The 22,360-nt window shown below is 65.0% G+C and carries 23 protein-coding genes, 2 tRNA genes and 1 pseudogene; 13 read left to right on the top strand and 13 right to left on the bottom strand.

Annotated features, from left to right (window positions below):
• From DKT77_RS09140 to DKT77_RS20680, 11 genes and pseudogenes are all read left to right on the top strand, one after another.
• Positions 1-948: pseudogene (locus tag DKT77_RS09140) on the top strand (IS481 family transposase); the annotation flags it as partial.
• Positions 949-1,114: 166 nt separating this feature from the next.
• Positions 1,115-2,311, top strand: coding sequence for a tyrosine-type recombinase/integrase (locus DKT77_RS09135; protein WP_109811389.1), 1,197 nt, complete (start codon positions 1,115-1,117; stop codon positions 2,309-2,311).
• Positions 2,281-3,075: a hypothetical protein gene (locus DKT77_RS20685; protein WP_146204985.1), complete on the top strand. Its 795-nt coding sequence runs from the start codon at positions 2,281-2,283 to the stop codon at positions 3,073-3,075. Before DKT77_RS09135 ends, DKT77_RS20685 begins: the two co-directional genes overlap by 31 nt.
• Positions 3,076-3,423: 348 nt before the next feature.
• Entirely contained in the window at positions 3,424-3,711 is a 288-nt protein-coding gene (locus tag DKT77_RS09125; RefSeq protein ID WP_109811387.1) for a hypothetical protein, read from the top strand.
• A 94-nt stretch (positions 3,712-3,805) separates the two neighbouring features.
• On the top strand, positions 3,806-3,976 hold the full coding sequence (locus DKT77_RS20955) for a hypothetical protein (RefSeq protein WP_238547770.1): 171 nt from the start codon (positions 3,806-3,808) through the stop codon (positions 3,974-3,976).
• Positions 3,973-4,461: a helix-turn-helix domain-containing protein gene (locus DKT77_RS09120; protein ID WP_238547769.1), complete on the top strand. Its 489-nt coding sequence runs from the start codon at positions 3,973-3,975 to the stop codon at positions 4,459-4,461. Before DKT77_RS20955 ends, DKT77_RS09120 begins: the two co-directional genes overlap by 4 nt.
• A gap of 424 nt (positions 4,462-4,885) precedes the next feature.
• A complete protein-coding gene (locus DKT77_RS09110; protein ID WP_238547768.1) occupies positions 4,886-5,323 on the top strand; it encodes a phage terminase small subunit P27 family in 438 nt (145 codons plus the stop codon).
• 327 nt (positions 5,324-5,650) lie between these two features.
• On the top strand, positions 5,651-5,971 hold the full coding sequence (gene yecR, locus DKT77_RS21505) for a YecR family lipoprotein (protein WP_109811384.1): 321 nt from the start codon (positions 5,651-5,653) through the stop codon (positions 5,969-5,971).
• A 148-nt stretch (positions 5,972-6,119) separates the two neighbouring features.
• Positions 6,120-6,437 (top strand): thermonuclease family protein, encoded by a 318-nt coding sequence (locus tag DKT77_RS20950; RefSeq protein ID WP_238547767.1) that lies wholly within the window; start codon positions 6,120-6,122, stop codon positions 6,435-6,437.
• A gap of 325 nt (positions 6,438-6,762) precedes the next feature.
• Positions 6,763-6,897 (top strand): hypothetical protein, encoded by a 135-nt coding sequence (locus DKT77_RS21345; RefSeq protein WP_274520071.1) that lies wholly within the window; start codon positions 6,763-6,765, stop codon positions 6,895-6,897.
• A gap of 117 nt (positions 6,898-7,014) precedes the next feature.
• Positions 7,015-8,001 (top strand): hypothetical protein, encoded by a 987-nt coding sequence (locus DKT77_RS20680; RefSeq protein WP_146204984.1) that lies wholly within the window; start codon positions 7,015-7,017, stop codon positions 7,999-8,001.
• A 103-nt stretch (positions 8,002-8,104) separates the two neighbouring features.
• Here the strand turns inward: DKT77_RS20680 and DKT77_RS09085 are convergent.
• The 10 genes from DKT77_RS09085 to DKT77_RS09040 all read right to left on the bottom strand — a co-directional run bounded on the left by DKT77_RS09085 (position 8,105) and on the right by DKT77_RS09040 (position 14,229).
• Positions 8,105-8,179, bottom strand: a tRNA-Phe gene (locus DKT77_RS09085).
• A 76-nt stretch (positions 8,180-8,255) separates the two neighbouring features.
• Positions 8,256-8,447: a DNA gyrase inhibitor YacG gene (locus DKT77_RS09080; protein ID WP_109811381.1), complete on the bottom strand. Its 192-nt coding sequence runs from the start codon at positions 8,445-8,447 to the stop codon at positions 8,256-8,258.
• Complete coding sequence (locus DKT77_RS09075; protein ID WP_109811380.1) at positions 8,444-9,478, bottom strand: ribonuclease E/G; 1,035 nt, start codon at positions 9,476-9,478, stop codon at positions 8,444-8,446. The genes DKT77_RS09080 and DKT77_RS09075 overlap by 4 nt, the downstream gene beginning before the upstream one ends.
• Positions 9,475-10,101: a Maf family protein gene (locus tag DKT77_RS09070; protein WP_109811379.1), complete on the bottom strand. Its 627-nt coding sequence runs from the start codon at positions 10,099-10,101 to the stop codon at positions 9,475-9,477. Before DKT77_RS09070 ends, DKT77_RS09075 begins: the two co-directional genes overlap by 4 nt.
• A 10-nt stretch (positions 10,102-10,111) precedes the next feature.
• The gene (gene infA, locus DKT77_RS09065) at positions 10,112-10,330 is read right to left on the bottom strand and encodes a translation initiation factor IF-1 (RefSeq protein WP_011455993.1); all 219 of its coding nucleotides are present in this window, start codon (positions 10,328-10,330) and stop codon (positions 10,112-10,114) included.
• Positions 10,331-10,439: 109 nt separating this feature from the next.
• Positions 10,440-10,907 (bottom strand): UPF0262 family protein, encoded by a 468-nt coding sequence (locus DKT77_RS09060; RefSeq protein ID WP_109811378.1) that lies wholly within the window; start codon positions 10,905-10,907, stop codon positions 10,440-10,442.
• Positions 10,904-12,214: a histidinol dehydrogenase gene (gene hisD / locus DKT77_RS09055; protein ID WP_109811377.1), complete on the bottom strand. Its 1,311-nt coding sequence runs from the start codon at positions 12,212-12,214 to the stop codon at positions 10,904-10,906. Before hisD ends, DKT77_RS09060 begins: the two co-directional genes overlap by 4 nt.
• Positions 12,215-12,294: 80 nt before the next feature.
• Entirely contained in the window at positions 12,295-12,774 is a 480-nt protein-coding gene (locus tag DKT77_RS09050; protein ID WP_109811376.1) for a DUF2948 family protein, read from the bottom strand.
• The gene (gene murA, locus DKT77_RS09045; protein ID WP_109811375.1) at positions 12,771-14,036 is read right to left on the bottom strand and encodes a UDP-N-acetylglucosamine 1-carboxyvinyltransferase; all 1,266 of its coding nucleotides are present in this window, start codon (positions 14,034-14,036) and stop codon (positions 12,771-12,773) included. The genes DKT77_RS09050 and murA overlap by 4 nt, the downstream gene beginning before the upstream one ends.
• Before the next feature lie 4 nt (positions 14,037-14,040).
• Positions 14,041-14,229 carry a hypothetical protein gene (locus DKT77_RS09040; protein WP_109811374.1) on the bottom strand — a complete coding sequence of 63 codons (189 nt, stop codon included), beginning with the start codon at positions 14,227-14,229 and terminating at the stop codon, positions 14,041-14,043.
• A gap of 183 nt (positions 14,230-14,412) precedes the next feature.
• Here DKT77_RS09040 and DKT77_RS09035 point away from each other — a divergent pair.
• Positions 14,413-14,487 (top strand) — tRNA-Thr (locus DKT77_RS09035).
• A gap of 951 nt (positions 14,488-15,438) precedes the next feature.
• Here DKT77_RS09035 and gap read toward each other — a convergent pair.
• The 3 genes from gap to DKT77_RS09020 form a co-directional block, all read right to left on the bottom strand.
• A complete protein-coding gene (gap, locus tag DKT77_RS09030) occupies positions 15,439-16,443 on the bottom strand; it encodes a type I glyceraldehyde-3-phosphate dehydrogenase (protein WP_109811373.1) in 1,005 nt (334 codons plus the stop codon).
• 243 nt (positions 16,444-16,686) lie between these two features.
• Positions 16,687-19,806 carry an efflux RND transporter permease subunit gene (locus tag DKT77_RS09025; RefSeq protein ID WP_109811372.1) on the bottom strand — a complete coding sequence of 1,040 codons (3,120 nt, stop codon included), beginning with the start codon at positions 19,804-19,806 and terminating at the stop codon, positions 16,687-16,689.
• Between the two features lie 4 nt (positions 19,807-19,810).
• On the bottom strand, positions 19,811-20,956 hold the full coding sequence (locus DKT77_RS09020; RefSeq protein WP_238547766.1) for an efflux RND transporter periplasmic adaptor subunit: 1,146 nt from the start codon (positions 20,954-20,956) through the stop codon (positions 19,811-19,813).
• Between the two features lie 210 nt (positions 20,957-21,166).
• On the opposite strand from DKT77_RS09020, the gene DKT77_RS09015 reads away from it, so the two are divergent.
• Positions 21,167-22,351: an RsmB/NOP family class I SAM-dependent RNA methyltransferase gene (locus DKT77_RS09015; RefSeq protein ID WP_109811371.1), complete on the top strand. Its 1,185-nt coding sequence runs from the start codon at positions 21,167-21,169 to the stop codon at positions 22,349-22,351.
• The last annotated feature ends 9 nt before the right edge of the window (positions 22,352-22,360 follow it).

Below are 22,360 nucleotides of genomic sequence, written 5' to 3'. Positions count from 1 at the left end.
CGTCATGGCAGCGCCACGACCACGCACGCCGTCAGAGCTGCGATACAGCGATCGCAAGCTTCGCTCTCGGAGCTAAGCCGAGAGTTCGGGAGCAACCCCAAGACGGTGGCGAAGTGGCGTAAGCGGGCGACGGTCGAGGATCTCAAAACTGGCCCAAGAGAGCCGCGCTCGACGGTCCTGACCGAACCGGAAGAGGCGATGATCGTCGCTTTTCGGCGTCACACGCTGCTGCCGCTCGACGACTGCCTCTATGCCCTTCAGCCGTCGATCCCGCACCTGACGCGCTCGGCACTGCATCGATGCCTGCAAAGACATGGCACCTCGCGCCTGCCAGACGTCGAGGGCGACAAGCCGAAGCGGCAGAAGTTCAAACGCTACCCGATCGGGTTCTTTCACATCGACATCGCCGAAGTGCAGACCGCCGAGGGCAAGCTCTATCTCTTCGTCGGTATCGACCGCACCGGCAAGTTCGCAGTGACCCGGCTCGTCGAGAAAGCCGACAGGCGCACCGCTTGGGAGTTCCTGCAGCACATGCTCGAGGCCGTGCCCTAGCATGTCCACACGGTCCCAACCGACAATGGCATTCAGTTCGCAGATCAGCCTGGGAACCGGACCACGATCCTCTCTCGGCCGATGCGTTTTGACAGGATCTGCGAAGCGAACGGCATCGAGCACCGGCTGACCAAGCCCAACCATCCATGGACCAACGGCCAGGTCGAAAGGACGAACCGGACGATCAAGGACGCAACGGTCAAGCGATACCACTACGACAGCCACGATCAGTTGCGCACGCACCTTGCCGACGTCATGGCAGCTTGCAACCACGCCCGACGGCTCTAAACACTCGGCGGCCTCACGCCCTACGAATACATCTGCAAGATCTGGACCTCAGAGCCGGATCGATTCATCCCCGACCCGATCCACCAGATGCTGGGAATGAACACCTAAGCCATTTTTTTGGTGCCCGGGGGCGGCCTTGAATTCCTATATCTTGGGGTTCCACGGGATACCGCTTTTCGGCATACAACCATAAAAAAAGCGCAAGCCTGTATCATTCCGTTCCACGGTGCCCCGTCCTATGCTACATGTAGAGGGGGACTGAAAGGTGGACTGTATGACGCGAGCATTGAACAAGCTGACGGCTGCGACGCTCAAGGCGAAACCGGCTGGAAAGTATTCGGACGGTGGCGGGCTTTGGTTCGTGAAGCGTGGCGATGGCGGGGCACAATGGGTGTTGCGCGTGACGGTTCACGGCAGGCGGCGGGAAATGGGGCTTGGCCGGTTCCCGTCTGTCACGCTCAAGGCAGCGCGCCTGCAAGCGGAGAAGTGGCGCGCGCTTGGGGCGGCTGGGCTGGACCCGATCAAGGAACGCGAGCGCGAGCGGCGTGAAGCTGAACGCCGCCTCTACCGGCTGGACGATATCGCTAAGGACGCATTTGAAAGCCGCAAGGCCGAACTGAAAGGCGACGGGAAGGCGGGTCGCTGGTTTTCGCCGCTCGAACTGCACGTGCTGCCCAAGCTGGGCAAGGTTCCGGTGGGCGATCTGGACCAGCGCGATATCCGCGACACGCTCGCGCCGATCTGGCACACGAAGGCGGACACCGCGCGCAAGGCCATGAACCGCCTGTCGATCTGCCTCAAGCACGCGGCGGCGCTTGGGCTTGAGGTGGACTTGCAGGCGACGGAAAAGGCCAAGGCGCTTCTCGGCAAGCAACGGCACAAGGCGCAGCACGTCCCGGCCCTGCCGTGGCAAGAGGTGCCCGACTTCTACCAGAGCCTTGCGGAACCGACGCTCACGCATCTTGCGCTGCGCTTGCTTATCCTGACGGGCGTTCGGTCGCGCCCGCTGCGCTTCATGCGGCTGGACCAGATCGACGGGGATATCTGGACCATCCCGGCAGAGGGGATGAAGGGCCGCGTGAACGCCACGACCGATTTCCGAGTGCCGTTGTCGCAAGAGGCATTGCAAGTCATCGAACTGGCCAAGCCTTTCGCCCGCGACGGCTACCTGTTCCCCAGCGTGCGCAAGGGCGTGATTTCCGACGCCACAATGGCCCGCCTGATGGAGCGGCGCGGCATGGAAGCCCGCCCGCATGGGTTCCGCACATCGCTGCGGACATGGCTGGCAGAGGCCACCAACGCGCCGCATGAGGTGGCCGAAACCTGTCTTGGGCATGTGACAGGGGGCGCTGTGGAACGGGCCTATCGGCGGACGGATTATATCGGACAACGGCGGATGCTGATGGAGCGGTGGGCTGCGCATGTGGGCATGGAAGAAAGATGCATAGCAAAAATCATCCCGATGAACTGAGCCTACGCGAACAGGCATTACGCTATGCGCTATCGGTCGTGGTTCGCCATGTATCCAACGGAATTGTAGAGGTTGTGGAGTTTTCCAAAGAATTTCAAGTTGTCAGTGATTACATTGCCCCTGTTTATGAGCCAAGGGAAAGTGAAAAGGTTCCATGGAACAGTGAGGACACCAACGGGCCCAGCAAGGTCTTTAAATACTATGAGATTACAGAACCACAAAAGATTCTTGAATCTTGCCAGCGCGACCGCAGAGTAGCGGAATTGGTCATTAGGCGACTTGGTGTGAATATAGCCTACGGGCACCTTCCACCGAAACCCTTAAGAAGCTGGCTTGGCTCACATCTAGCAGGCTATGTGCACTTACCGCGCGCGGTGCAGAAGAAAAGGCCTGCCGATGAGAAGCATACTCTTATCTGCGGCCTGATGGATCGATTGAATCTATATTTCGGACTACAGTATGGTCACGGCAAAATAACCGTGAGACCGAGTGGCGATTGGGAGAAAAACGCAACTTGTTCTGACTTGGTTTGGAGTGCCTTCGAAGCTCTCTCTGTCAAAAGTGGACGTCCCGAAACAATTTACAAGATTCATAACGAAAACAGAGACAAGAGAGACTTGGCAAGGAAGCTCGACGAAGTATTCCAGCCTGCACTTTACGATCAATTTATCCAGAGCAAACCGTATCCGCTGGGTGGATATTATCCATCGCTGACTTCGCTGGCGAGGCAGAAGCTCCATACCCTTTTTCCATCCAGTGAATAAAGGGGACGAAAGGCAACTGGGTGTGGGCGATATGTGTTCCGTGAAGCAAAACGGAGCACGGAAATGCCCAGCAGATACGTTTCCCGGAAATATCTTTCGTTCATTGAGCTGAGGTCAAAACTTGGAGGTCGCGGTCGAACAACAATCTACCGCGATGTTGAGTTGGGCCGTCTGCCCAAACCGGTGAAAATCGGCTCTCGCCTCTACTGGAACGAGGCGGACGTTGACGCCGCGATTTCCGGCCAGACCGCATAACGCAAACAACCCCGAACCTTACGGCGCGGGGCTGTTCATCGCGTGTCAGAACCTTTGGATATCCGCCCCGCCCTCACACATCAAGAGGGCTTCATGTCACAGAAGAATTGGTATTCCAGCGAAACACAGGTGTTCTGGACCTGCAAGGCGCTGATGGAAAGGCGCACGATATCGCACAAGACCGAAATCCGCGAGGTGCGCGGCTGGCGTCTTGGCGCAATCATTCACCGGCTCAAGACCGAATACAAATGGCCGATCCAGACCGATTATCGCGGACCGGAAAACGTCGCCTATTACTCGCTGCGTCCCGGCTTCGACCGCGCGGCGCTGCGCCTGCCCCGCTCTGCTAGGGCGCTGGCCGACACGGGGGCGCAGGAATGACCCGGCTGCGCATCGCCCGCCTGCGTCGGCTCTATGGCCTGTCCGAAGCCCGCGCAGAACTTCTGGCAAAGCTGATCTACGGAGAGGCGGACGAATGACCGAACTTGCACGGATCGAAAAGCACGGCAGCACATGGCGCGTGATGGTCCTGAGAAGCCTTGGCACGGCGGCAGACGCGGCTTGGGTGTCCATTGGCGGCTGTCGCAGTCAAGCGGTTGCCGTGCGCCTGTGGCTCGCTGTAGTGGCGCTGGGTGGCAGGGAATGAGGAAACCCTACAAGAAGCACAAGAAGGGGGCTGGGCGTCACGTCCAGCTTCCCGAGTGGCTACAGGCATCACCCGCCTGGGCGACGCTGAAACCCGGCCCGCGTGCGCTCTATATCGAACTAAAACGCCGCTACAACGGCGCAAACAACGGCGCGATATTCCTGAGCCACCGCGACGCGGCGCTTGCGCTCAACGTCCACCGCAACACGGTCGGGCCGTGGTTCCGCGACCTGATGGAACGGGGGTTCATTACGATGACGCGTGCCCCACACCTTGGGCCTTCCGGTATCGGGCAAGCATCGGTTTGGTCGCTGGACGAATTGCCTACGCCAGACGGAAAGCCTGCCCGCAAGGGGTTCATGTCATGGAAGCCAAAACAGAAGCCCCGCACAAAATCGGTGCAGCCCCGTCATAAAATAACGGACGGAAACGGCTCAACGCAGGCATTGCCGGGCGGTGCCGTCCTAAAAATTGTGCCGCGTTGAGAGAATTTCCGGCCATGCGCGGCACAGAAAACAGGACATATCTATATCTAGCCATAGGCAGGAGCAAGGAAGACAGTAAGAGAAGTTGCTCGCTGGCAATGCTTTTCCCGTCCGAGGATGGCAGAAGGGCGCGCGCATGGCGGAAGCGCAGCGCAAACGGTGGGCAAGGTTCCTGCAGAAGATGGTTGTGCCAAGCGAGAAGACTTCTCCAAGAAAGAAGAAATATAACTTAGAATCTGATGTTTAACCCGGATATGGGTGCTCGAAAACCAAGAGGCCAACATGCCAGGACCAGACCCATACGCACTTTGGATCGAGAGTGACGAGCCGCCCTATCGCGTTTGCCACCAAGCCTATTTCTGGACTGGAAACAATGGCAACCGTAGGACGCGGGCGATAGCTATTCTGCGCAGGTTATCGCTGGGTGACTGGCGCTGTCGCTGGTGCGGTGACGCTCTGCCCGACTGGCGGCGGGCTGACGCGCGTTATTGCAACGAGGGTTGTCGAAAGCGTGCGGCGCGCTCACGCTGCGCAGCACTGGCCCTTGCTGGCCGATCTGCTGGCTGACATGGGCGTGATGGCCGATGGCGACAGAGTGGCGCTTGGGCTGTTGTGTGAAGCCTTGGCCGAGTGGATCGAGGCGGGGCAGACCATCGCGCAGCATGGCGCGACCTACGCCTGCACGACCGAGGCCGTGGCCGTGATGCACCGCGCGCACCCTCTCATCGCGCAGCGGGCCGACGCCGTCCGGCGGGTGCAATCGCTGTTGTCGGAATTCGGTCTGACGCCTTCGGCGCGGGCCAAGGTCGCAGGTCTGCCCGATCTGCCCGGCGGCGATCCAGCGGCGGAATACTTCTCGTGACCGATCACCTGCCGCCCGCCGCACGGGCCGCCCATGCCCGGATGCTCGTCGCCTTCGACGCCTTCAAAAAAAGCACGCTGAACCGCGAGCGCCGGGCCATGCGGGAGCACACCTGATCGAAACCGGCATGACGCCTGAGCGGGCGGCACAGGGCACGAAGGGGCGCGTCGAACGCATCGCCGCCGTGCTGGCATCCGAACGCGCCCGCCTAGAGGCAGAGGCCGCGGCGCGCCTCGGCTGACCGTACGATCGCGTCTAACAATTGTTGACGCCGTTCCCTTCACACTGTTCTGTGAAAAGGTTGATTCTTGATAAGAAAGATAAGCTATGCGACGCAAATCGACGATTTTTTTTGTTCTTTCGGTCGGCATGCTTGCTGCCTGCGCACAACCGGTTTCCAAAACACCTTTGCCTGTCGATGGTAGTCGAGCCGATGGTTCAGTCGTGCTTGCGTTTCAGCACAACCCGCAAATCGAGATACCACAAGTGGACTGGGATGCCGCCCAGCGGAATGCGTTAAGTCGTTGCAACGCTTGGGGGTATAGAAATGCGAACCCGTTTGAGGGCGTGCAAACAACCTGCCAAGCCGCAAACGGATATGGTTGCCTTCAGGCAACGACAGCGCGCACCTATCAATGCACTAACTAAAGCCTTCTTCATTCTCGCGGCTTCTTTTCCCGTGCGTTCGAACTTCAGGATTTTTTTCGGGTCGCTTTTGACATGTGTCGGGCTGATAGTTTCCGTATCCGCTTTAGCTTCGCAATACATTGAAGGCCGCGTCACCACGGTGCGCGACGTGGACACAATCGAGGTGCGCGGCGTGCCGGTTCGGCTGAACGGGTTAGACGGGCCGGAGACTTCGACGCGGGCGGGTCGGAATGCAAGGAACTTCATGGTGCGGCTGGTTCGGGGCAAGACCGTCACTTGCCAGCTGACAGGCGCGCGCACCTATGACCGATGGGTCGGCACCTGCTATCTGGACGGCACCGACATTGCAGCGATCGCCGTTGCCAACGGGCACGCGCTGGATTGTGCGCGATACTCGGGCGGACGGTATCGCCAGTACGAGACACCCGCAGCGCGTTCGCGGCTGGCCCGTGCGCGCTACTGCTGACTCCTCTGATCTGGTGGGGCGTCCGATCTTCGGGGCCATGCGCACCGGGACCGATGGGGCAGCACGACTGATATAAAGGGGTAGGAAAAAGGTTTTCGCCAACAGTCTGGTTCCAATGACCAGACTTTGCTGCACTCCGTTCGTCGGGGGATTGGGTTGCGCTTTCGCGCTGTGCAGGCGTGTGGCGTTGCTCTACGGCGGCGCGGTGTTCGCCTGTCGGCAATGCCACCAGCCTGCCTATCCTTCGCAGCGTGAAAACGCGGCAGATCGAGCGACGCGAAGGGCCGACAAGATACGCGCCCGCTTGGGCTGGGAACCGGGTATCTTGAATTACACAGGCATGAAGCCCAAGGGGATGCACTGGCGAACCTTCGACCGGCTGGAACGGCAACACGACGACTATGCGCATCAATCGCTGGCGCTCATGGCAGAACGGTTCTGCGGCGCATGGCTCTACTAGTTTCGACGCAGCGTGAGAACTCTTTGCATGATCGAATCCCTTTCGCCGTGGTAGCTTTCTTGGATAGCACAGGGGGAATTTCATATGCGGACTTTGCCACACATCGCAGGCGTCATAATGCTTGCCGTTGCTCCGGCCCATGGCGGGAACATACCGGGTTCTGCTTTCGAAAGCGGGAACTGGCAGGGTGTAGCCTACGCGCACGATGTAACCGGCGAATTTAGCCACTGCGCCATCTCTGCGCCGTATCGAAGCGGTGATACACTGTTTTTCGGGGTCACGCGTGATGCGACTGTGACGGTTGCCATCATGGGACCTGCTCTTGGTCTCCAGGACGGTGAAGCCTTTCCGGTTATCCTTCAAGTTGACCGTAGGCGACCGCTTCAGGCTATCGCAACGGCTGTAGGAGAAGATTTTGCTTGGCTCGAAATCGAAGAATTCAGTGCCGCGATGGATGCTTTCAGGCGTGGGTTTGTCCTGACGATTTTTGGGCAAGGCCGTGAAGGCCAATACAACTTGGATGGAACATTTAGGGCACTGGAAGCGACACGGCAGTGCGCGATGCGATACCTTGACTATCGAAGCCCGCACCACGCCGAACCACCGCAGACGTCCCAGATCGACCCGGCGCTGACTTATCAAATTGCGACTTCGATGATTACCGAACTGGGCCTGAGCGACGCGCGATATCTGACGCAAACGGAACTTCACGAGATCGAGCTTGCGGGTTCCGCCTATTGGGTTTCGGAGGCCACTGGCGTGGAGGGCGGCGCGATGCTGTTCGATTTGTCCACCGAAACGCGCTCCATCCGCGAAACTGACGCAACAGTTTCAGAATACTTGTCGCGGGGATGCTTGGGTGACGTCGCTACCATGGCAAAGAGCCTTGAAGGTGAATTTCCAGCGCGTCAGGTTCGTGTGCTTTGCGTGCAAGACGGCAGCACACGCGAAAGCTATGCCACAACCACCGACGTTGGTTCTTTCCGCCTCATCTCCGTCTTGCGCTTCGACTCGGCTCAAGCCGCAGGGGAAGATACATCACGCGGGCAGGTAAGCGCCGATATGGCGTTGAAGAACGCAAACTTCGTCTTGGACAACGACTAGCTGCCAAGACGGGCAGCGACCGCCAAAAGGTGGACACAGGGGTGGATAAGAAAGTCAGACAGATTCTTAACCAACTGATTTATATATCATATCTTTGGTAAAATGGTGCCCGGGGGCGGAATCGAACCACCGACACGAGGATTTTCAATCCACTGCTCTACCCCTGAGCTACCCGGGCACGGGGAACGTCTTACGTTCGGGTTTGGGCGTTCTAAGCGGTCGCCGCGCGGGTGTCCAGAGGCCAAATCGCAAATTCAGTGGGGTTTTTCGGACGTTTCGCCGCCAGGTTCGCGCGGCAGGTCTGGGCTGTCCTCGGGGTCATCGTCCGCCGGGATCGCGTAGCTTCCGGTCAACCATTTGCCGAGGTCGATATCGGCGCAGCGGCGGCTGCAGAACGGGCGGTAGTCGGCGGTCGGCGCGGCCTTGCGGCAGATCGGGCAGGTCATCCCAGCGCAGCCTCCAGCGGCAATCGTTCGCGCTTGCGGCTCAGCTCCATGTGGCCCAGAGGCGTCCATCCGATCAGCGCGGTCTCGACCGGACAGACGCGCAAGGCCGCGCGCACCGTCTGCTCGAAACTGCGCCGGTCCTTCTTGGCCATGGGCGCGAAATCCACCGTGATCTGGCCGCCGAGGCCGCGCAGGCGCAGCGCGCGGGGCAGGGTGCGTGCCGCAGCGATGTTGACCTTCAGCCCGGCCGCCAGGCTCGTGTCGGTGCCGGTGTTCACGTCCACCGCAACCAGCGCTCGCGTCGGTTCCACATACATGTGGCCGCCGCCTGCAAGCGCAATGCGGGGCTGGCGCAAGGCGGCGATCGCGTCGGTCGCGCCGTGGCTGTCGAAACAGCCCGCCGTTTGCACCACGTCCGCTGCTGCCACGTCGGACCAGTCGCGCCAGGCCAGCAGGTCCGGCGCCGGGCCGTCCAGCAGCAATTCGGGCAGCCCGTCGTCGGATGCGGCAACGGCCAGCGCAAGGTCCAGCGTCGCGGCGATATCGTCTGCCACGTCGTCATCCGGTGCGGCTTGTGCCGCCGACCGCAGGATGACGCCCATGCTTTCTGGGATGTCGAACCCGGCCAGCACCCCGCGCAGGCGCACGCGCGCTTCCTCGTCCTTGATGCTGCGCGAGATGTTCTGACCGGGTGCGCCCGGCGTCACGATGCAATACCGGCTCTTGAACAGGATCTTCGCCGTCACGGGCACGGCCTTTCCCGGCTCGGCATAGCCCGTCACCTGCACCAGCAGGGGGGCGCCGGGGGCAAGATCAAGCCCCTGCCGCAGGTAGGCGCTCCCGTCAGGCAGGGCGAGCATCCGTCCCCCCATGCCCTTCATCGGGCGGTCCACTCGCGCGCGGTAAATTGCACCGGGGCGGGGGATTTCGTCTGGCGGGTCGATCAGAAGATCATCGAGCTGCCCGTCACGCATCAGCGCCGCAGCGGTGCGCCCCCGCAGCGTGTCGATCAGGATCTGGGCACCCTTCATGCTGCCACCTGCTGCCAGACGGGGAAACCCGCCGCCGCCAGAAGCGCAGCCGTTTCAGCAAGTGGAAGCCCGACGATGGCGCTGAAGGACCCCGAGGTCCACGGAATGAATGCGCCGGCGGGCCCCTGTATTCCGTAGCCGCCGGCCTTGCCCTGCCAGTCGCCGGTGGCGAGATAAGCGTTGAGTTCGAGGTCGGACAGCGGCTTCATCCGGACCCGGCTCTCAACGTCGCGGTGCCAAGTCCGGTCACCGCGGCGCACGCAGACCGACGTGATGACGCGGTGGCGCCGCCCGGACAGTGCAAGCAGAAACTGCGCCGCCTCGCCCGCATCGCGGGGTTTGCCCATGATCCGGCGGCCCATCGCCACGGTCGTGTCGGCGCACAGCACGATGTCGTCCGCCTCGGTCGCCACCGCCGCGGCCTTTTCGCGGGCGATGCGCGCGCAGTAGCCGCGTGGCGTCTCGCCCGGCCGGGGCGTTTCATCTATGTCGGGGGGCTGCACTGCGTCTGGCACGATGCCGAGAACGCCCAGAAGTTCGCGCCGACGGGGGCTGCCCGACCCAAGCACGAGCCGCGGGGAGACAGCCCCGCCGTGCAGGGCCGGGGGCTGCGGTTCGCTCATCACGTCGCCTTTACTTGAAGCGATAGTTGATCCGACCCTTGGTCAGGTCGTAAGGGGTCATTTCGACCTGCACCTTGTCTCCTGCCAGAACCCGGATACGGTTCTTGCGCATCTTTCCTGCCGTGTGTGCGATGATCTCATGGCCGTTTTCAAGCTCGACCCGGAATGTCGCGTTCGGCAGGAGTTCCTTCACGACGCCGGGAAATTCGAGCATTTCTTCCTTGGCCATGGTCACTCCGTTCAAAATCGCCCGCCAAGCTGCGAGCACGCGACTAGATGCGCCAAGCAGCGCAGATTTTCAAGGGGTAAACCGTGCCGCGCGCTCGCGATGCGGCGGATCAGGCAGAGTCGGTCAGCGCACAGACCAGCGTGAACAGACGCCGCGCGGTATCGTCGTCCAGTTCGGCATGCCCGTCAAGCAGGGCGCGCAGCGTATCCGCGCCCTCGTGATGGATCGCGCGGCGGGCTTCGTCCAGTTTCTCGATCTCGGCCGGCGGTTTCGAGCGGACAGCCTCGTAGTAGCTGGCGCAGATGCCCTCGTAATCCTTCACGATCTGGCGCAACTCGCCCAGGGTCACGGTAAAACGCGCGGCCGCCGTGCCGTCCTCGCAACGCAGATCGAAAGCAAGGCGGCTGCCCGTCAGACCCAGCGTCAGCAGGTAGGGGCCCTGCGGCGCGCCGGGAATGGAAAAGTGATTTTCTTCCAGCAGATCGAAGATCGCCACATTCTGTTCCTGCGCGGCCTCCGGGCTGGGGGCGCGACCATCGCCCGGCTCCAGCGTGACCGCACACAGGCGGGCGGTCATTCCGCGGCCTCGTTCAGCCGGTCGAGTCGCGCGCGCACGGACAGCGCGTGCGCCTCCAGGCTTTCCGACCGTGCCAGCCGTTCCGCTGACGGGCCGACCGCGCGCAACGCGCCGGGGGTCATCCGGGCCAGCGTGGTGCGCTTGACGAAATCCATCACCGACAGCCCGCTGGAGAACCGCGCCGAGCGCGCGGTCGGCAGCACGTGGTTCGGCCCGCCGATGTAATCGCCGATCGCCTCGGGCGTCCACGCGCCAAGGAAAATCGCCCCGGCATGGGTGATGCGGGCGGACAGCGCTTCGGGATCGGCGACGCACAGTTCCAGATGTTCGGGCGCGATCCGGTCGCTCAGCACGGCGGCCTCGGCAAGGTCGCGCACGGTGATGACCGCGCCGAAGTCCCGCCAGCTTGGCCCGGCGATGGCGCGCCGCTCCAGTGTCTTCAGACGGGCTTCCACCGCCTTGGCGACGGCCTGGCCGAAGGTGGCGTCGTCGGTGATGAGGATCGACTGGGCGCTTTCGTCATGTTCGGCCTGGCTGAGCAGATCCACCGCGATCCAGTCCGGGTCGTTGTCCGCATCGGCGATCACGAGGATCTCGGACGGGCCCGCGATCATGTCGATCCCGACACGGCCGAAAACGCGCCGCTTGGCCGCGGCGACATAGGCATTGCCGGGGCCGGTGATCTTGTCCACCGGCGCGATCGTTTCAGTGCCATAGGCCAACGCCGCGATCGCCTGCGCGCCGCCGATCCGGTAGACCGTGTCGACGCCCGACAGGCGCGCTGCCAGCAGCACCAGCGGGTTCGCCACCCCATCCGGCGTGGGCGCGCACACCACCAGCCGGGGCACGCCCGCGACCTGAGCCGGAATGGCATTCATCAGCACCGACGAAGGGTAGGAGGCCAGCCCGCCCGGCACATAAAGACCAGCCGCTCCGACCGGCGACCAGCGCCAGCCAAGCGTAGCGCCGCTGTCATCGGTCCAGCTTGCGTCCGCGGGCATCTGGCGATCATGATAGGCGCGAATGCGGGCAGATGCCAGTTCCAGCGCCGCGCGGTCCTCGGGCGAGACGCGGGCGCAGGCTGCGTCGATCTCGTCCTGCGAGAAGGCGAGCGTTTCGGGGGTCAGGTCCAGCCGGTCGAACTTCGCCGTCAACTCGATCACGGCAGCATCGCCGCGCGCGCGCACATCGGCGATGATCCCGGCGACGGCGTCGTCCACATCGGGCGCGTCCTCGCGCTTGGCCGTCAGCAGAGCGGCAAAGGCGGTTTCGAAACCGGGATCGGAAGTGTCCAGAAATTGCGGCATGTCATTCCCCTTTGCGCGGTGTTAGCGCCCCGGAACGGTCGCCTCAAGGGACGGTTTGCCGCTCTGGCCGCCGCGCGGGTTCAGATGTCGTGCCCCGGCGCCTTGCCCGATGGTGCCCGGTAGGGGCGGGTGACGTCGCGCAGGGCAAGATCGATGCACTCCACCGTCAGCCGGATCGCTCCGTCCCCTGCCATTGTCAGCAGAACCTCGCCGCTGCCATCCGCGCCGGGGGTAAAGGTCACCGACAGCAGCGACACGACCAGTGCATCGTCGCGCCGGTCCACCCCGGACGACGCGACGGACAGAACATCGCCGACGACGAGCAACGATTGGACCCGTTCATAGGCGCGGCCCTGCCGTTCGGCGCGGGCGCGATCCTCCCAGCGGAAGCGGTTGAGCAGCAGCGCGAAGCGCCGCGCGCCGCGGTCCCATGTCATTTCCGATGCGGGGAACACCGCGTCCTGCACCAGTGCCGAGATCACCGGCACGTCGTCCGCGGTCTGCGCGACCAGCCGAAGCGGTCGTTCGGCCCCGTCTTCGAAGCGGGCATCTTCCGTCATCCGCGCACCCTTTCGATCCGCGCGCCACAGGCGCCGAGTTTCTGCTCCACACGTTCGTAGCCGCGATCGAGGTGATAGACCCGGTTCACGACCGTCTCGCCTTCGGCGGCGAGGCCTGCAAGGATGAGCGAGACGCTGGCCCTGAGGTCGGTCGCCATGACCGGCGCGCCGCGCAGCCGGTCGACGCCGGTGACGGTGGCGACGCCCCCCTGCACGTCGATCTGCGCGCCCATCCGCACCAGTTCGGGCGCATGCATGAAGCGGTTTTCGAAGATCCGCTCCTCCAGCACGCTGGTGCCTTCGGCGGTGCACATAAGCGCCATCATCTGCGCCTGCAGGTCGGTGGGGAAGCCGGGGAATACCTCGGTCACGACATCGACGGCGCTGACCCGCCCGTTGCGGCGGGTGACGCGCAGCCCGTCATCGGTTTCGGTGATCTCTACGCCGGCGGCCTCCAGCTTCTCGCAGAACGCGGTCAGCAGACCCAGCCGCCCCCCAACGAGGTTGACCGAGCCGCCCGCGATGGCCGGCGCAAGCATGTAGGTGCCAAGCTCTATGCGGTCGGGCACAACGGCATGGGTCGCGCCGTGCAGCCGGTCCACGCCTTCGATCGTGATGGCCGGCCCGCCCGCGCCTTCGATATGCGCGCCCATCGCGGTCAGACACTGCGCCAGGTCCACGATCTCGGGCTCGCGCGCGGCGTTCTCGATCACCGTGGTGCCCTTGGCCAGCACCGCTGCCATCAGCGTGTTCTCGGTCGCGCCGACCGACGGGAAGCGCATGGCGACGCGCGCGCCTTTCAGCCCGCCGGGAGCCTCGGCATGCAGGTAGCCGTCGCGCAGCTCAATCGTGGCGCCAAGCGCCTCGAGCGCGGTGACATGGATGTCCATCGGGCGTGCGCCGATGGCACAACCGCCCGGCAGCGACACCACTGCGCGCCCCGCGCGTGCCAGCAGCGGGCCCAGCACGAGGTTCGAGGCGCGCATCTTGCGCACGATCTCGTAGTCGGCGACGTGGCTGGTCAGCGCGTGGCTGGACAGCGCGACGACCTTGCCGTCCTGCATCCGCGACACTTCCACTCCGAGAGAGGCGAGCAGTTCGCCCATCGTCGCGATATCGGACAGGCGCGGCGCGTTGGTCAGCGTAAGCGGCTCGTCCGACAGCAGCGTCGCGGGCATCAGGGCGAGGCAGGCGTTCTTCGCGCCGGCGATCGGGATGGAGCCCGACAGTTCGGCGCCGCCATGCACGACGATCTTGTCCATGTGTTCAGTCCTCGGGGTCGGTGGCGGCACGGCGCGCGCGGGTCTGCGCCTTGCGCCGGGCCAAGTTGGCGCGCAGCGCGGCCTTCAGGCGGGCATCACGGTCGGTCGCGTTCGACCTTGCGGCCTGATCGGGGCGGCCGCGGTCGCTGCGCTGGGCGGGTGTGCCGGGTTTTTCGGGCGTATCGTCGGTCATGCGCACTTCCCTAACGCAGGCCCGTGCGCCGGTCCAGCGGGCGCGGTGCCCATCGCGCGGCAAGCGGCGCGCCGCCGCCCGCGCGGAGGGTTCAGAAAAATCCCCGAAAGCCGGGCGCTGGGGCCTTGCGCGGCCTGCGCTTTGCGTCTATCAGCCCTGCCACGCCAGCCGGTCACCGGCATCGCCGCAGTAGCTCAGTGGTAGAGCGCACCCTTGGTAAGGGTGAGGTCGGGAGTTCAATCCTCCCCTGCGGCACCATACCGAAATCTTGCTTTTTCGTGTTTCGCACATCGGGTTGGATTTGGGTTTTCCCCTTATGACCCCGTCGCTCGGCGACATGGGTAGGTATTTCGGCGCAGTTGTGCCGTGCGGCAGCGCCATGCGGGCCCGAAAAGATCGCGCACGAGCCGTGGCACACCTGCGCCACAAGGCGCTGCCCCTTCGCGTTGACGTATGCCGACCTCAGTCCCGCATGGCTCAGGCGCTGATGCCCGCCCCGTTGTCGCCGCAAGGCTCTTCCGATGGTTTCGACGGGACCGCAGGTCGTCTTGTACGTGTCGGCACCGGCGATGGTTGTCGACTGCGGCGTGGCAGTCATACGTGGCGGGAGCGGAGGCATGACCGCCATCTTCCTGAAAGCTTGCCCCGAGCGCCTGTGGGCCGGGCACGCATCTTGGCTTGTGCGATGTACAAGGCGCCGTGCAGGTCAGGCCGACCCGCAGCAACGAGCCTCTACCACGCAGCCGGACGTCTGGTGGAGCGCCATGCCAAACGGTCGGCGTCCGGCCCTTGCTACTTCCCTTCGTTGCAAGGTGTGTCGGAATAGCGGCGTTGCGGCAGCTTCGTCCGCCGCCATGGATTGGGCCCGGCATGGCCATTTCCGGATCGAACCGGATTTCGCGCTACACAAGGCGCTTGTGGCCCAGCCGCCTGACGCCGACCCTCCGGGAACGCCGGATCAGCTTCGACCGCCGTTGGGGTGGTTCCTCAGAGGCCGAGCACGGGTTTTCACCTTGCGGAAGCCGCGATGGGCGGACGTGGTCGGATTGAACACGGCCGCGACCGTAACGCCGCCACTTGCCAGACCTGATTTCGCCCGGTTGCGGTTGATACGCCGCGCGCAGGGCCCGCGAGGTGCGGCGAGGCGCCGGTTTGTTTGCTCGGCGCCTCGTTCGCTGTCGATTTGGAAACTGTCTCTCCCCCGGCCTGTCAGTGCAGAAGGCGACCCATCGCGCCGGCCACGTCGGCCATGCGGCACGAGAAGCCCCATTCGTTGTCATACCAGGCCAGCACCCGCACCATGCGCCCGCCGACCACCGTGGTCTGGTCCGGCGCAAAGATCGAAGAATGGGTCGTGTGGTTGAAGTCGATGGATACCTTCGGTTCCGGGTCATAGGACAGAACGGCGCCCATGTGTCCTTGCGCGGCTTCGCGCACCACCTCGTTCACGTTCTCTACGGTCACGTCCTTGCCGGCCCGGAAGGTCAGGTCCACAGCCGACACGTTCGGCGTGGGCACGCGCAGCGCGGTCCCGTCCAGCTTGCCTTCAAGCTCTGGCAGAACCTCTTTCAGGGCTTTCGCGGCGCCCGTGGAGGTCGGGATCATCGCCATCGCGGCGGCCCGCGCGCGGTACAGGTCCTTGTGGCGCCGGTCCAGCGTCGGCTGGTCGCCGGTGTAGCTGTGGATGGTGGTCATGATCCCGCTTTCGATGCCGATGGCGTCGTTCAGCACCTTCGCCAGTGGCGCGAGGCAGTTCGTGGTGCAGGATCCGTTCGACACGACATGGTGGTCGGCCAGCAGTTCGCGGTGGTTCACGCCGTAGACGATCGTCTTGTCGGCGCGCTTGGCCGGGGCCGAGACCAGCACCCGCTTGGCACCGCGGTCCAGATGCACGGCGGCGGCATCGCGGTCGTTGAACTTGCCGGTGCATTCCAGCACCACGTCGACGCCGGACCAGTCAAGATCCTGCGGATCGTAGGTGGAGAACACCTCCATCGGGCCGCGCCCGAGGTCCATCGTGTTTCCGTCGACCCGGACCTGCCCGGCGAAGCGGCCATGCACGCTGTCGTATTTGAGCAGATGCGCGTTCGTCTCGATCGGCCCGGTCGCGTTCAGCTTGACGACCTGCACGTCGTTGCGGCCGCTTTCGGCGATATGGGCGAGGGTGCACCGGCCGATCCGGCCAAATCCGTTGATACCAATCGTGATCGTCATGGAACTCTCCTGCTGAGGGGCGACCGTGCGGGGTTGCGCGCTGTGTACCTGTGCATACACTGTCCGGAAAGCAGAAATCGGAGTAAACAGAATGTGTTAGCGCAAAACGTGACACGTTAGCGCGAACGTTTGCGCACACGGTGACGGGGTGCCGCAGCGGCATGGAAAACGTCGGGACCGGGCGCCGCCGGGACATGCGGCACCGCGGCATGACGCGGCGCGCGTGCGGCTGTGGCGATTCTGTCAGCTCGCCGTTTCGGGCTGCCCCTTGATCCGTTCGCGCAGGCCCTGCATCACCATGTAGAGCAGCGGAACCAGCACCAGGCCGACCACCGTCGCAGCCAGCATCCCGCCGAAAACCGCGACGCCAAGCGCGCGTTGGCTTGCCGCGCCAGCGCCCGATGCGGTGAGCAGCGGCACCACGCCCAGAAGGAACGAGAGCGCGGTCATCATCACCGCGCGGAAGCGCTGACCTGCGCCCTCGAGCCCGGCCTCGATCCGGTTCAGTCCTGCGGCGCGCCGTTCCATCGCGAACTCCACGATCAGGATCGCGTTCTTCGCTCCCAGCCCGATCAGCATGATCATCCCGATCTGGGTATAGAGATTGATGTCGCTGCCGACGATCCAGACCGACAGCACCGCGCCCAGCAGCGCCACGGTGACCGACATGAAGATCGCCAGCGGCATCGTCCAGCTTTCGTACTGCGCGACAAGGAAAAGATAGCCGAACAACACCGCCAGCCCGAGGATGATCTGCACGGTTCCGCCGGCTTCAAGTTGCTGCTGCGCGGTCCCGGTCCATTCATAGGCATAGCCCGGCGGCAGCGCCGTCCGCGATTGCTCGGCCAGCACGCGGATCGCGTCGCCGGTGGCGAAACCCGGCGCGGGCACCGCCGTCACCGTGGCCGAACGGAACATGTTGTAGCGGTTCAGCAGCACCGGGCCGAGCACCTCGTCCACGTCCACCAGCGTGCCCAGAGGCACCATCGCGCCGCCCGCCGAGCGCACATGCAGCGCGGAGATGTCGTCCACCGCGTTGCGATAGTCGCCGTCGGCCTGAAGCATGACCCGGTAGACGCGACCGAAAAGATTGAAGTCGTTGACGTAGTACGACCCCATGTAGGCCTGCAGCGCGCCGAACACGTCGCGCACCGCCACGTCCAGCGACTGCGCCTTGTCGCGGTCCAGATCGACGAAGTATTTCGGCACGTTCGCACGGAACGTGGAATATGCCTGCGCAATCTCCGGCTGCTGGTTGGCCGCGTAGACAAGGCTGCCCACTCCCGATGCCAGATCCTGCGCGCTGCCGCCGCCTGTCTGCTGCACCTTCATTTCGACCCCGGCACTCATCCCGAGGCCCGAGATCGGTGGCGGATTGAATGCCAGCACGCTGGCCGCGGCTTCGGCCCCGGCGATGCCGCGGATCTGTGCGAGGATGCCGTCGGCGCTGGTCTGCGGTGTCTGGCGCGTGTCCCAAGGGTCGAGTGTCACGATGATCATCGCGCCGTTCGATCCCGCCCCGCTGAGCATGCTGAACCCGTTCACCAGAACCGTGTCCGACACACCCTCGATCCCGAGGATCCGCGCCTCGACCCGGTCCGAGATCGCTTCGGTCCGCGCCAGCGAGGCCGCGTCCGGCAGTTGCACGTCCACGAAGAGATACCCGTTGTCCTCCAGCGGCAGGAAGCCCGCGGGCGTGCGGCCCATGAGCACCACCATCGCCAGCACGATCCCGGCCACCGCCACAAGGCTCAGCGCCGAGACGCGGGCAATGCGCCGTACGAGGCTCACATATCCGCCGCGCACCGTGTCGATGCCGCGTTCGAACACGGCCAACGGGCCTGTCAGCGCCGCGGGGCGCGGGCGCAGCAGCAACGCGCACAGCGCGGGCGACAGCGTCAGTGCGTTGATCGACGAGATCACGACCGCCGCCGAGATGGTGATCGCGAATTGCGAGAACAGCCGCCCCGAGATGCCGGGCATGAACAGCACCGGCACAAAGACCGCCAGCAGCACCAGCGTCGTGGCGATCACAGGGCCGGTGATCTGCGTCATCGCCTTGCGCGTCGCCTCGGCCGGGGGCAGCCCCTCGCGGGCCATGATGCTTTCCACGTTTTCGACCACGATGATCGCGTCATCGACCACGATCCCGATGGCGAGCACCAGCGCAAAGAGCGAGATTGTGTTCAGCGACATCCCAAGCGCCATCAGCACCGCGAAGCTGCCGATCAGCGAGACCGGGATCGCCACGGCCGGCACGATGGTCGCGCGCCAGCTTCCCAGGAAGAGGAACACGACCGAGATCACCAGCACGAAGGCGATCACCAGTGTCTCGACCACATCGTCCAGCGACTGTTCCACGAAGTCTGTGCTATCGAACGGCACGTTGTAGCGCATGTCGTCGGGAAACACCGCCGAAAGGCGCTCGAGTTCGTCCCGAACGCCGTCGGCCACGTCGAGCGCATTGGCCCCCGGCGCCTGGTAGACAGCCAGAACCGTCGCGGGTCCGCCGCTGAAGCGTCCCGACGCGCCATAGGCGCTGGAGCCAAGCTCGACCCGCGCCACGTCGCCGATCCGCACCAGCGCGCCGCCCGCCCCACTGCGCACCACGATGTTCTCGAACTCGGCCGCGCTGGTCAGACGGCCCTTTGCGGTGATCGTGTACTGGAACTGCTGGTCGCCCGGCACCGGCGGCGCGCCGATCTGTCCGGCCGACACCTCCAGGTTCTGGTCGCGGATCGCCGCGACCAGGTCGTTCGGCGTGAGCCCGAGGCTGGCAAGGCGTTCGGGGTCCATCCAGATCCGCATGGCATAGGCGAAGTCCGTCATCACATCGGCGCGGCCCACGCCCGCAACGCGGCTTAACGCGTCGCTCAGGTTGATGGAGGCATAGTTGGACAGGAACACTTCGTCATATGTGCCGTTCGGGCTGTCCAGCACGACCACCAGCAGCATGTTCGTGGCCGCCTTCTGTGTGACCACGCCCCTGTCCGTGACTTCGCTGGGCAGCGCCGCCATGGCCTGCGCCACCCGGTTCTGCACGTTCACGGCGGCGATGTCGGGATCGGTGCCCACGGCGAAGGTCACGTTCAGCGAATAGCTGCCCGTGTCGGTGCTGTCCGACGACATGTAGATCATGTCGTCCACGCCATTCACCTGCGCCTCGATCGGGGCGGCGACGCTGGTTTCCACCGTTTCGGAATTGGCGCCGGTATAGGTCGCGGTAACCGACACGACGGGCGGGGTGATGTTGGGAAACTGTTCGACCGGAAGCGCGGTATAGCCGATCATGCCGAGGATACTGAGCACGAGCGAGATGACCATCGCCATCTTCGGCTTGCTGATGAAGATCGCCGAGAACATGGGCTTAGTTCCCGTCGCCGACGGACGTGCCGGCCAGAACCGCTTCGACCGGCACGCCGGGCCGCACGCGCTGCAACCCCTCCACGATCACCGTCTCGCCCTCGCGCAGGCCTTCCGTCACCGCCACCGAAGCACCGATTGTGCGCCCGGTTGCGACATAGCGCTGTTCCACCGTCTGCTCCGCGCCGACGACAAGCACGAAACTGCCGCGCTGGTCGCGCTGCACCGCCGCCTGCGGGATGGTCAGCATCGGCACCGGGTCTTGCTGGGCCAGCCGTGCGGTGACGAAGGCGCCATCCACCAGCAGCCTGTCGGCATTGGCGAATTCGGCCCGAACCGCCAGCGTGCCCGTGGCCGGGTCCACCCGGTTGTCGCCGAAGGCGATAGTGCCGGTCTCGCCATATTCGGTGCCGTTGGGCAGGCGCAGCGTCACGTCGATCCGGTCCTGCGGCGCGCCGATGCTGCCGCCCGCCGCCAGCGCGGCCTGCATCACGTCGAAAAGCTGCCGCTCGCCAAGCGCGAAGCTGACGAAAACCGGCGCTTCGCGCACAAGGGTCGCCAGCGCGCCGCTGGTCGGGCCGACCAGTTCGCCGGGGCTTGCGCCGATCCGGCCGATGCGGCCCGCAAAGGGCGCGGTGATCCGGGTGTAGCCAAGGTCCAGTTCGGCCTGGGCCAGCGCGGCCTCGGCCGCACGCACGGCGGCTGCGGCGACCTGCTGGTTGGCCTGCGCCACGTCCAGTTCCGACTGCGCCACCGCCTGCCGCGCCACCAGTTCGCGGCGACGGTCCAGTTCGACTTCGGCCAGCGTCTGGTTCGCCTCGGCCTGTGCAAGGTCGGCGCGGCGCGCGGCGACCACGGCCGCGTATTGCTCGCTCTCGATCTCGAACAGCAGATCGCCCTCGGCGACCTCTGCCCCGTCCCGCACGCCCACGGCCCGCACGAAGCCGGTGACGCGCGCGATCAGATCGACTGTGTCGGTCGCTTCGACCCGCGCGATGAAGCTGGCGTCCTGCACCACGTCCTCGGTGATGGCGGCGGCGACGGTGACACGCGGCGCGGCCTGCCCGGCCTGCTGGGCCTGTCCGGCGCCCGGCCAGGCTGCCAGGAACATGAGAAGCGCGGGCAGGGCGGGTCGGATCGGGCGGCGCATGGGGATCCTTTCGTCTGGGACGGCTGCGGGCATGTGAAAGATCGCCGCCCGGCCGGGCGGGGGATTGCGACCACTATGCCCGGAAACGCGGACAACGCGAGTCCCGCAAGTCGACTTTCCTTGGCGCCCGCGCCGCGCTAGGCAGTTGCAACCCGGATCGAAGCGAAAGCCAGCACAGATGAGACGACCCAATACCCCGAAAGCCCGACCGTGACCCCCGGTGCGCGCGTGGCCGCAGCAGCCGACCTGCTGGACGACATCCTCGGCGGCGCCCCGGCCGAGAAGGCGCTGACCGGCTGGGCGCGAGGTCACCGCTTCGCGGGGTCAAAGGACCGCGCGGCGATCCGGGATCTTGTCTATGACGCGCTCCGCCGTCGCCGGTCGCTGGCCGCGCTGGGCGGAGCCGAGACCGGCCGCGGCCTGATGATCGGGCTGGCGCGGGAATCGGGGCACGACGCCGCCCTACTGTTCGATGGGGTGGGCTACGGTCCGGCGCCCCTGAGCGAGGCGGAAGCCGAGGCAGGCCGTGCGCCGCTGGACGGGCCCGAGGCGCTGGACTGCCCGGACTGGCTCTGGCCCGACCTTCAGGACAGCCTGGGCGCGGACGCCGCCGCAGCGCTGGCCGCGCTGCGCGAGCGCGCGCCGGTGCACCTGCGCGTGAACACTCGCCGCACCACGGTGGACGAGGCGCAGGCGCAGCTTGCGGCCGCCGGAACCGACACGCGGCGGCACCCGCTATCGGCCACGGCGCTCGAAGTTGTCACCGGCGCGCGCCGACTGCGGGCCGATCCGGCGGTGCTGTCGGGTGCGCTCGAATTTCAGGACGCGGCCTCGCAGGCGGTTTCGGACCTGGTCCCGCTGCCCGAAGGCGGCCGGCTGCTGGATTATTGTGCGGGCGGGGGCGGCAAGACGCTCGCGATCGGGGCGCGGGTGAAGGGGCACTTCGTCGCCCATGACGCGGCTCCGCGGCGGATGGCCGACCTGCCCGCGCGGGCGGCGCGGGCAGGGCTGGCGGTGCATTGCGCCGCGCCGGACGCGCTTGCCGCCGAGGCGCCGTTCGACACGGTGCTGGTCGATGCCCCCTGCTCGGGCAGCGGGTCGTGGCGGCGCGATCCGCAGGGAAAATGGACGCTCGACCCGGCGCGGCTGGACGAGTTGACGGCGCTTCAGGACGAGATCCTCGTTGCCGCCTGCGGCCACGTGGCGCAGGGCGGGTCGCTGTGCTATGTCACCTGTTCGTTGCTCGCGCGCGAGAACGAGGAGCGGATCGCGGCCTTCCTTTCCGCGATGCCGGGCTGGACTTGCCGAGCGCAACATCGTTTCACACCGGCGGACGGGGGCGACGGGTTCTTCTTCGCGCTGCTGGGCCGGGATGTCGACACTACTCAGGGTTGAATGCTGCGC

The sequence above is a fragment of the Meridianimarinicoccus roseus genome, assembly GCF_003172915.1.
Lineage (GTDB): Bacteria > Pseudomonadota > Alphaproteobacteria > Rhodobacterales > Rhodobacteraceae > Meridianimarinicoccus > Meridianimarinicoccus roseus.
The sequence above is the reverse complement of the archived record's forward strand: the minus strand, read 5'-3'. Positions and strand labels throughout refer to the sequence as shown.

Bases quoted from the DNA above. Each gene is read 5' to 3' on its own strand.
- DKT77_RS09020 (WP_238547766.1), bottom strand. From the start codon at position 20,956: ATGCGCCGCCCGATCCGACCCGCCCTGCCCGCGCTTCTCATGTTCCTG.
- DKT77_RS09080 (WP_109811381.1), bottom strand. From the start codon at position 8,447: ATGACCTGCCCGATCTGCCGCAAGGCCGCGCCGACCGCCGACTACCGC.
- DKT77_RS09060 (WP_109811378.1), bottom strand. From the start codon at position 10,907: ATGACCGCCCGCCTGTGTGCGGTCACGCTGGAGCCGGGCGATGGTCGC.
- DKT77_RS09070 (WP_109811379.1), bottom strand. From the start codon at position 10,101: ATGAGCGAACCGCAGCCCCCGGCCCTGCACGGCGGGGCTGTCTCCCCG.
- DKT77_RS20685 (WP_146204985.1), top strand. From the start codon at position 2,281: ATGCATAGCAAAAATCATCCCGATGAACTGAGCCTACGCGAACAGGCA.
- yecR (WP_109811384.1), top strand. From the start codon at position 5,651: ATGCGACGCAAATCGACGATTTTTTTTGTTCTTTCGGTCGGCATGCTT.
- gap (WP_109811373.1), bottom strand. From the start codon at position 16,443: ATGACGATCACGATTGGTATCAACGGATTTGGCCGGATCGGCCGGTGC.
- DKT77_RS09120 (WP_238547769.1), top strand. From the start codon at position 3,973: ATGAGGAAACCCTACAAGAAGCACAAGAAGGGGGCTGGGCGTCACGTC.
- hisD (WP_109811377.1), bottom strand. From the start codon at position 12,214: ATGCCGCAATTTCTGGACACTTCCGATCCCGGTTTCGAAACCGCCTTT.
- DKT77_RS09025 (WP_109811372.1), bottom strand. From the start codon at position 19,806: ATGTTCTCGGCGATCTTCATCAGCAAGCCGAAGATGGCGATGGTCATC.
- DKT77_RS09075 (WP_109811380.1), bottom strand. From the start codon at position 9,478: ATGAAGGGTGCCCAGATCCTGATCGACACGCTGCGGGGGCGCACCGCT.
- DKT77_RS20680 (WP_146204984.1), top strand. From the start codon at position 7,015: ATGCTTGCCGTTGCTCCGGCCCATGGCGGGAACATACCGGGTTCTGCT.
- infA (WP_011455993.1), bottom strand. From the start codon at position 10,330: ATGGCCAAGGAAGAAATGCTCGAATTTCCCGGCGTCGTGAAGGAACTC.
- DKT77_RS09125 (WP_109811387.1), top strand. From the start codon at position 3,424: ATGTCACAGAAGAATTGGTATTCCAGCGAAACACAGGTGTTCTGGACC.
- murA (WP_109811375.1), bottom strand. From the start codon at position 14,036: ATGGACAAGATCGTCGTGCATGGCGGCGCCGAACTGTCGGGCTCCATC.
- DKT77_RS09040 (WP_109811374.1), bottom strand. From the start codon at position 14,229: ATGACCGACGATACGCCCGAAAAACCCGGCACACCCGCCCAGCGCAGC.
- DKT77_RS09050 (WP_109811376.1), bottom strand. From the start codon at position 12,774: ATGACGGAAGATGCCCGCTTCGAAGACGGGGCCGAACGACCGCTTCGG.
- DKT77_RS09135 (WP_109811389.1), top strand. From the start codon at position 1,115: ATGACGCGAGCATTGAACAAGCTGACGGCTGCGACGCTCAAGGCGAAA.
- DKT77_RS20955 (WP_238547770.1), top strand. From the start codon at position 3,806: ATGACCGAACTTGCACGGATCGAAAAGCACGGCAGCACATGGCGCGTG.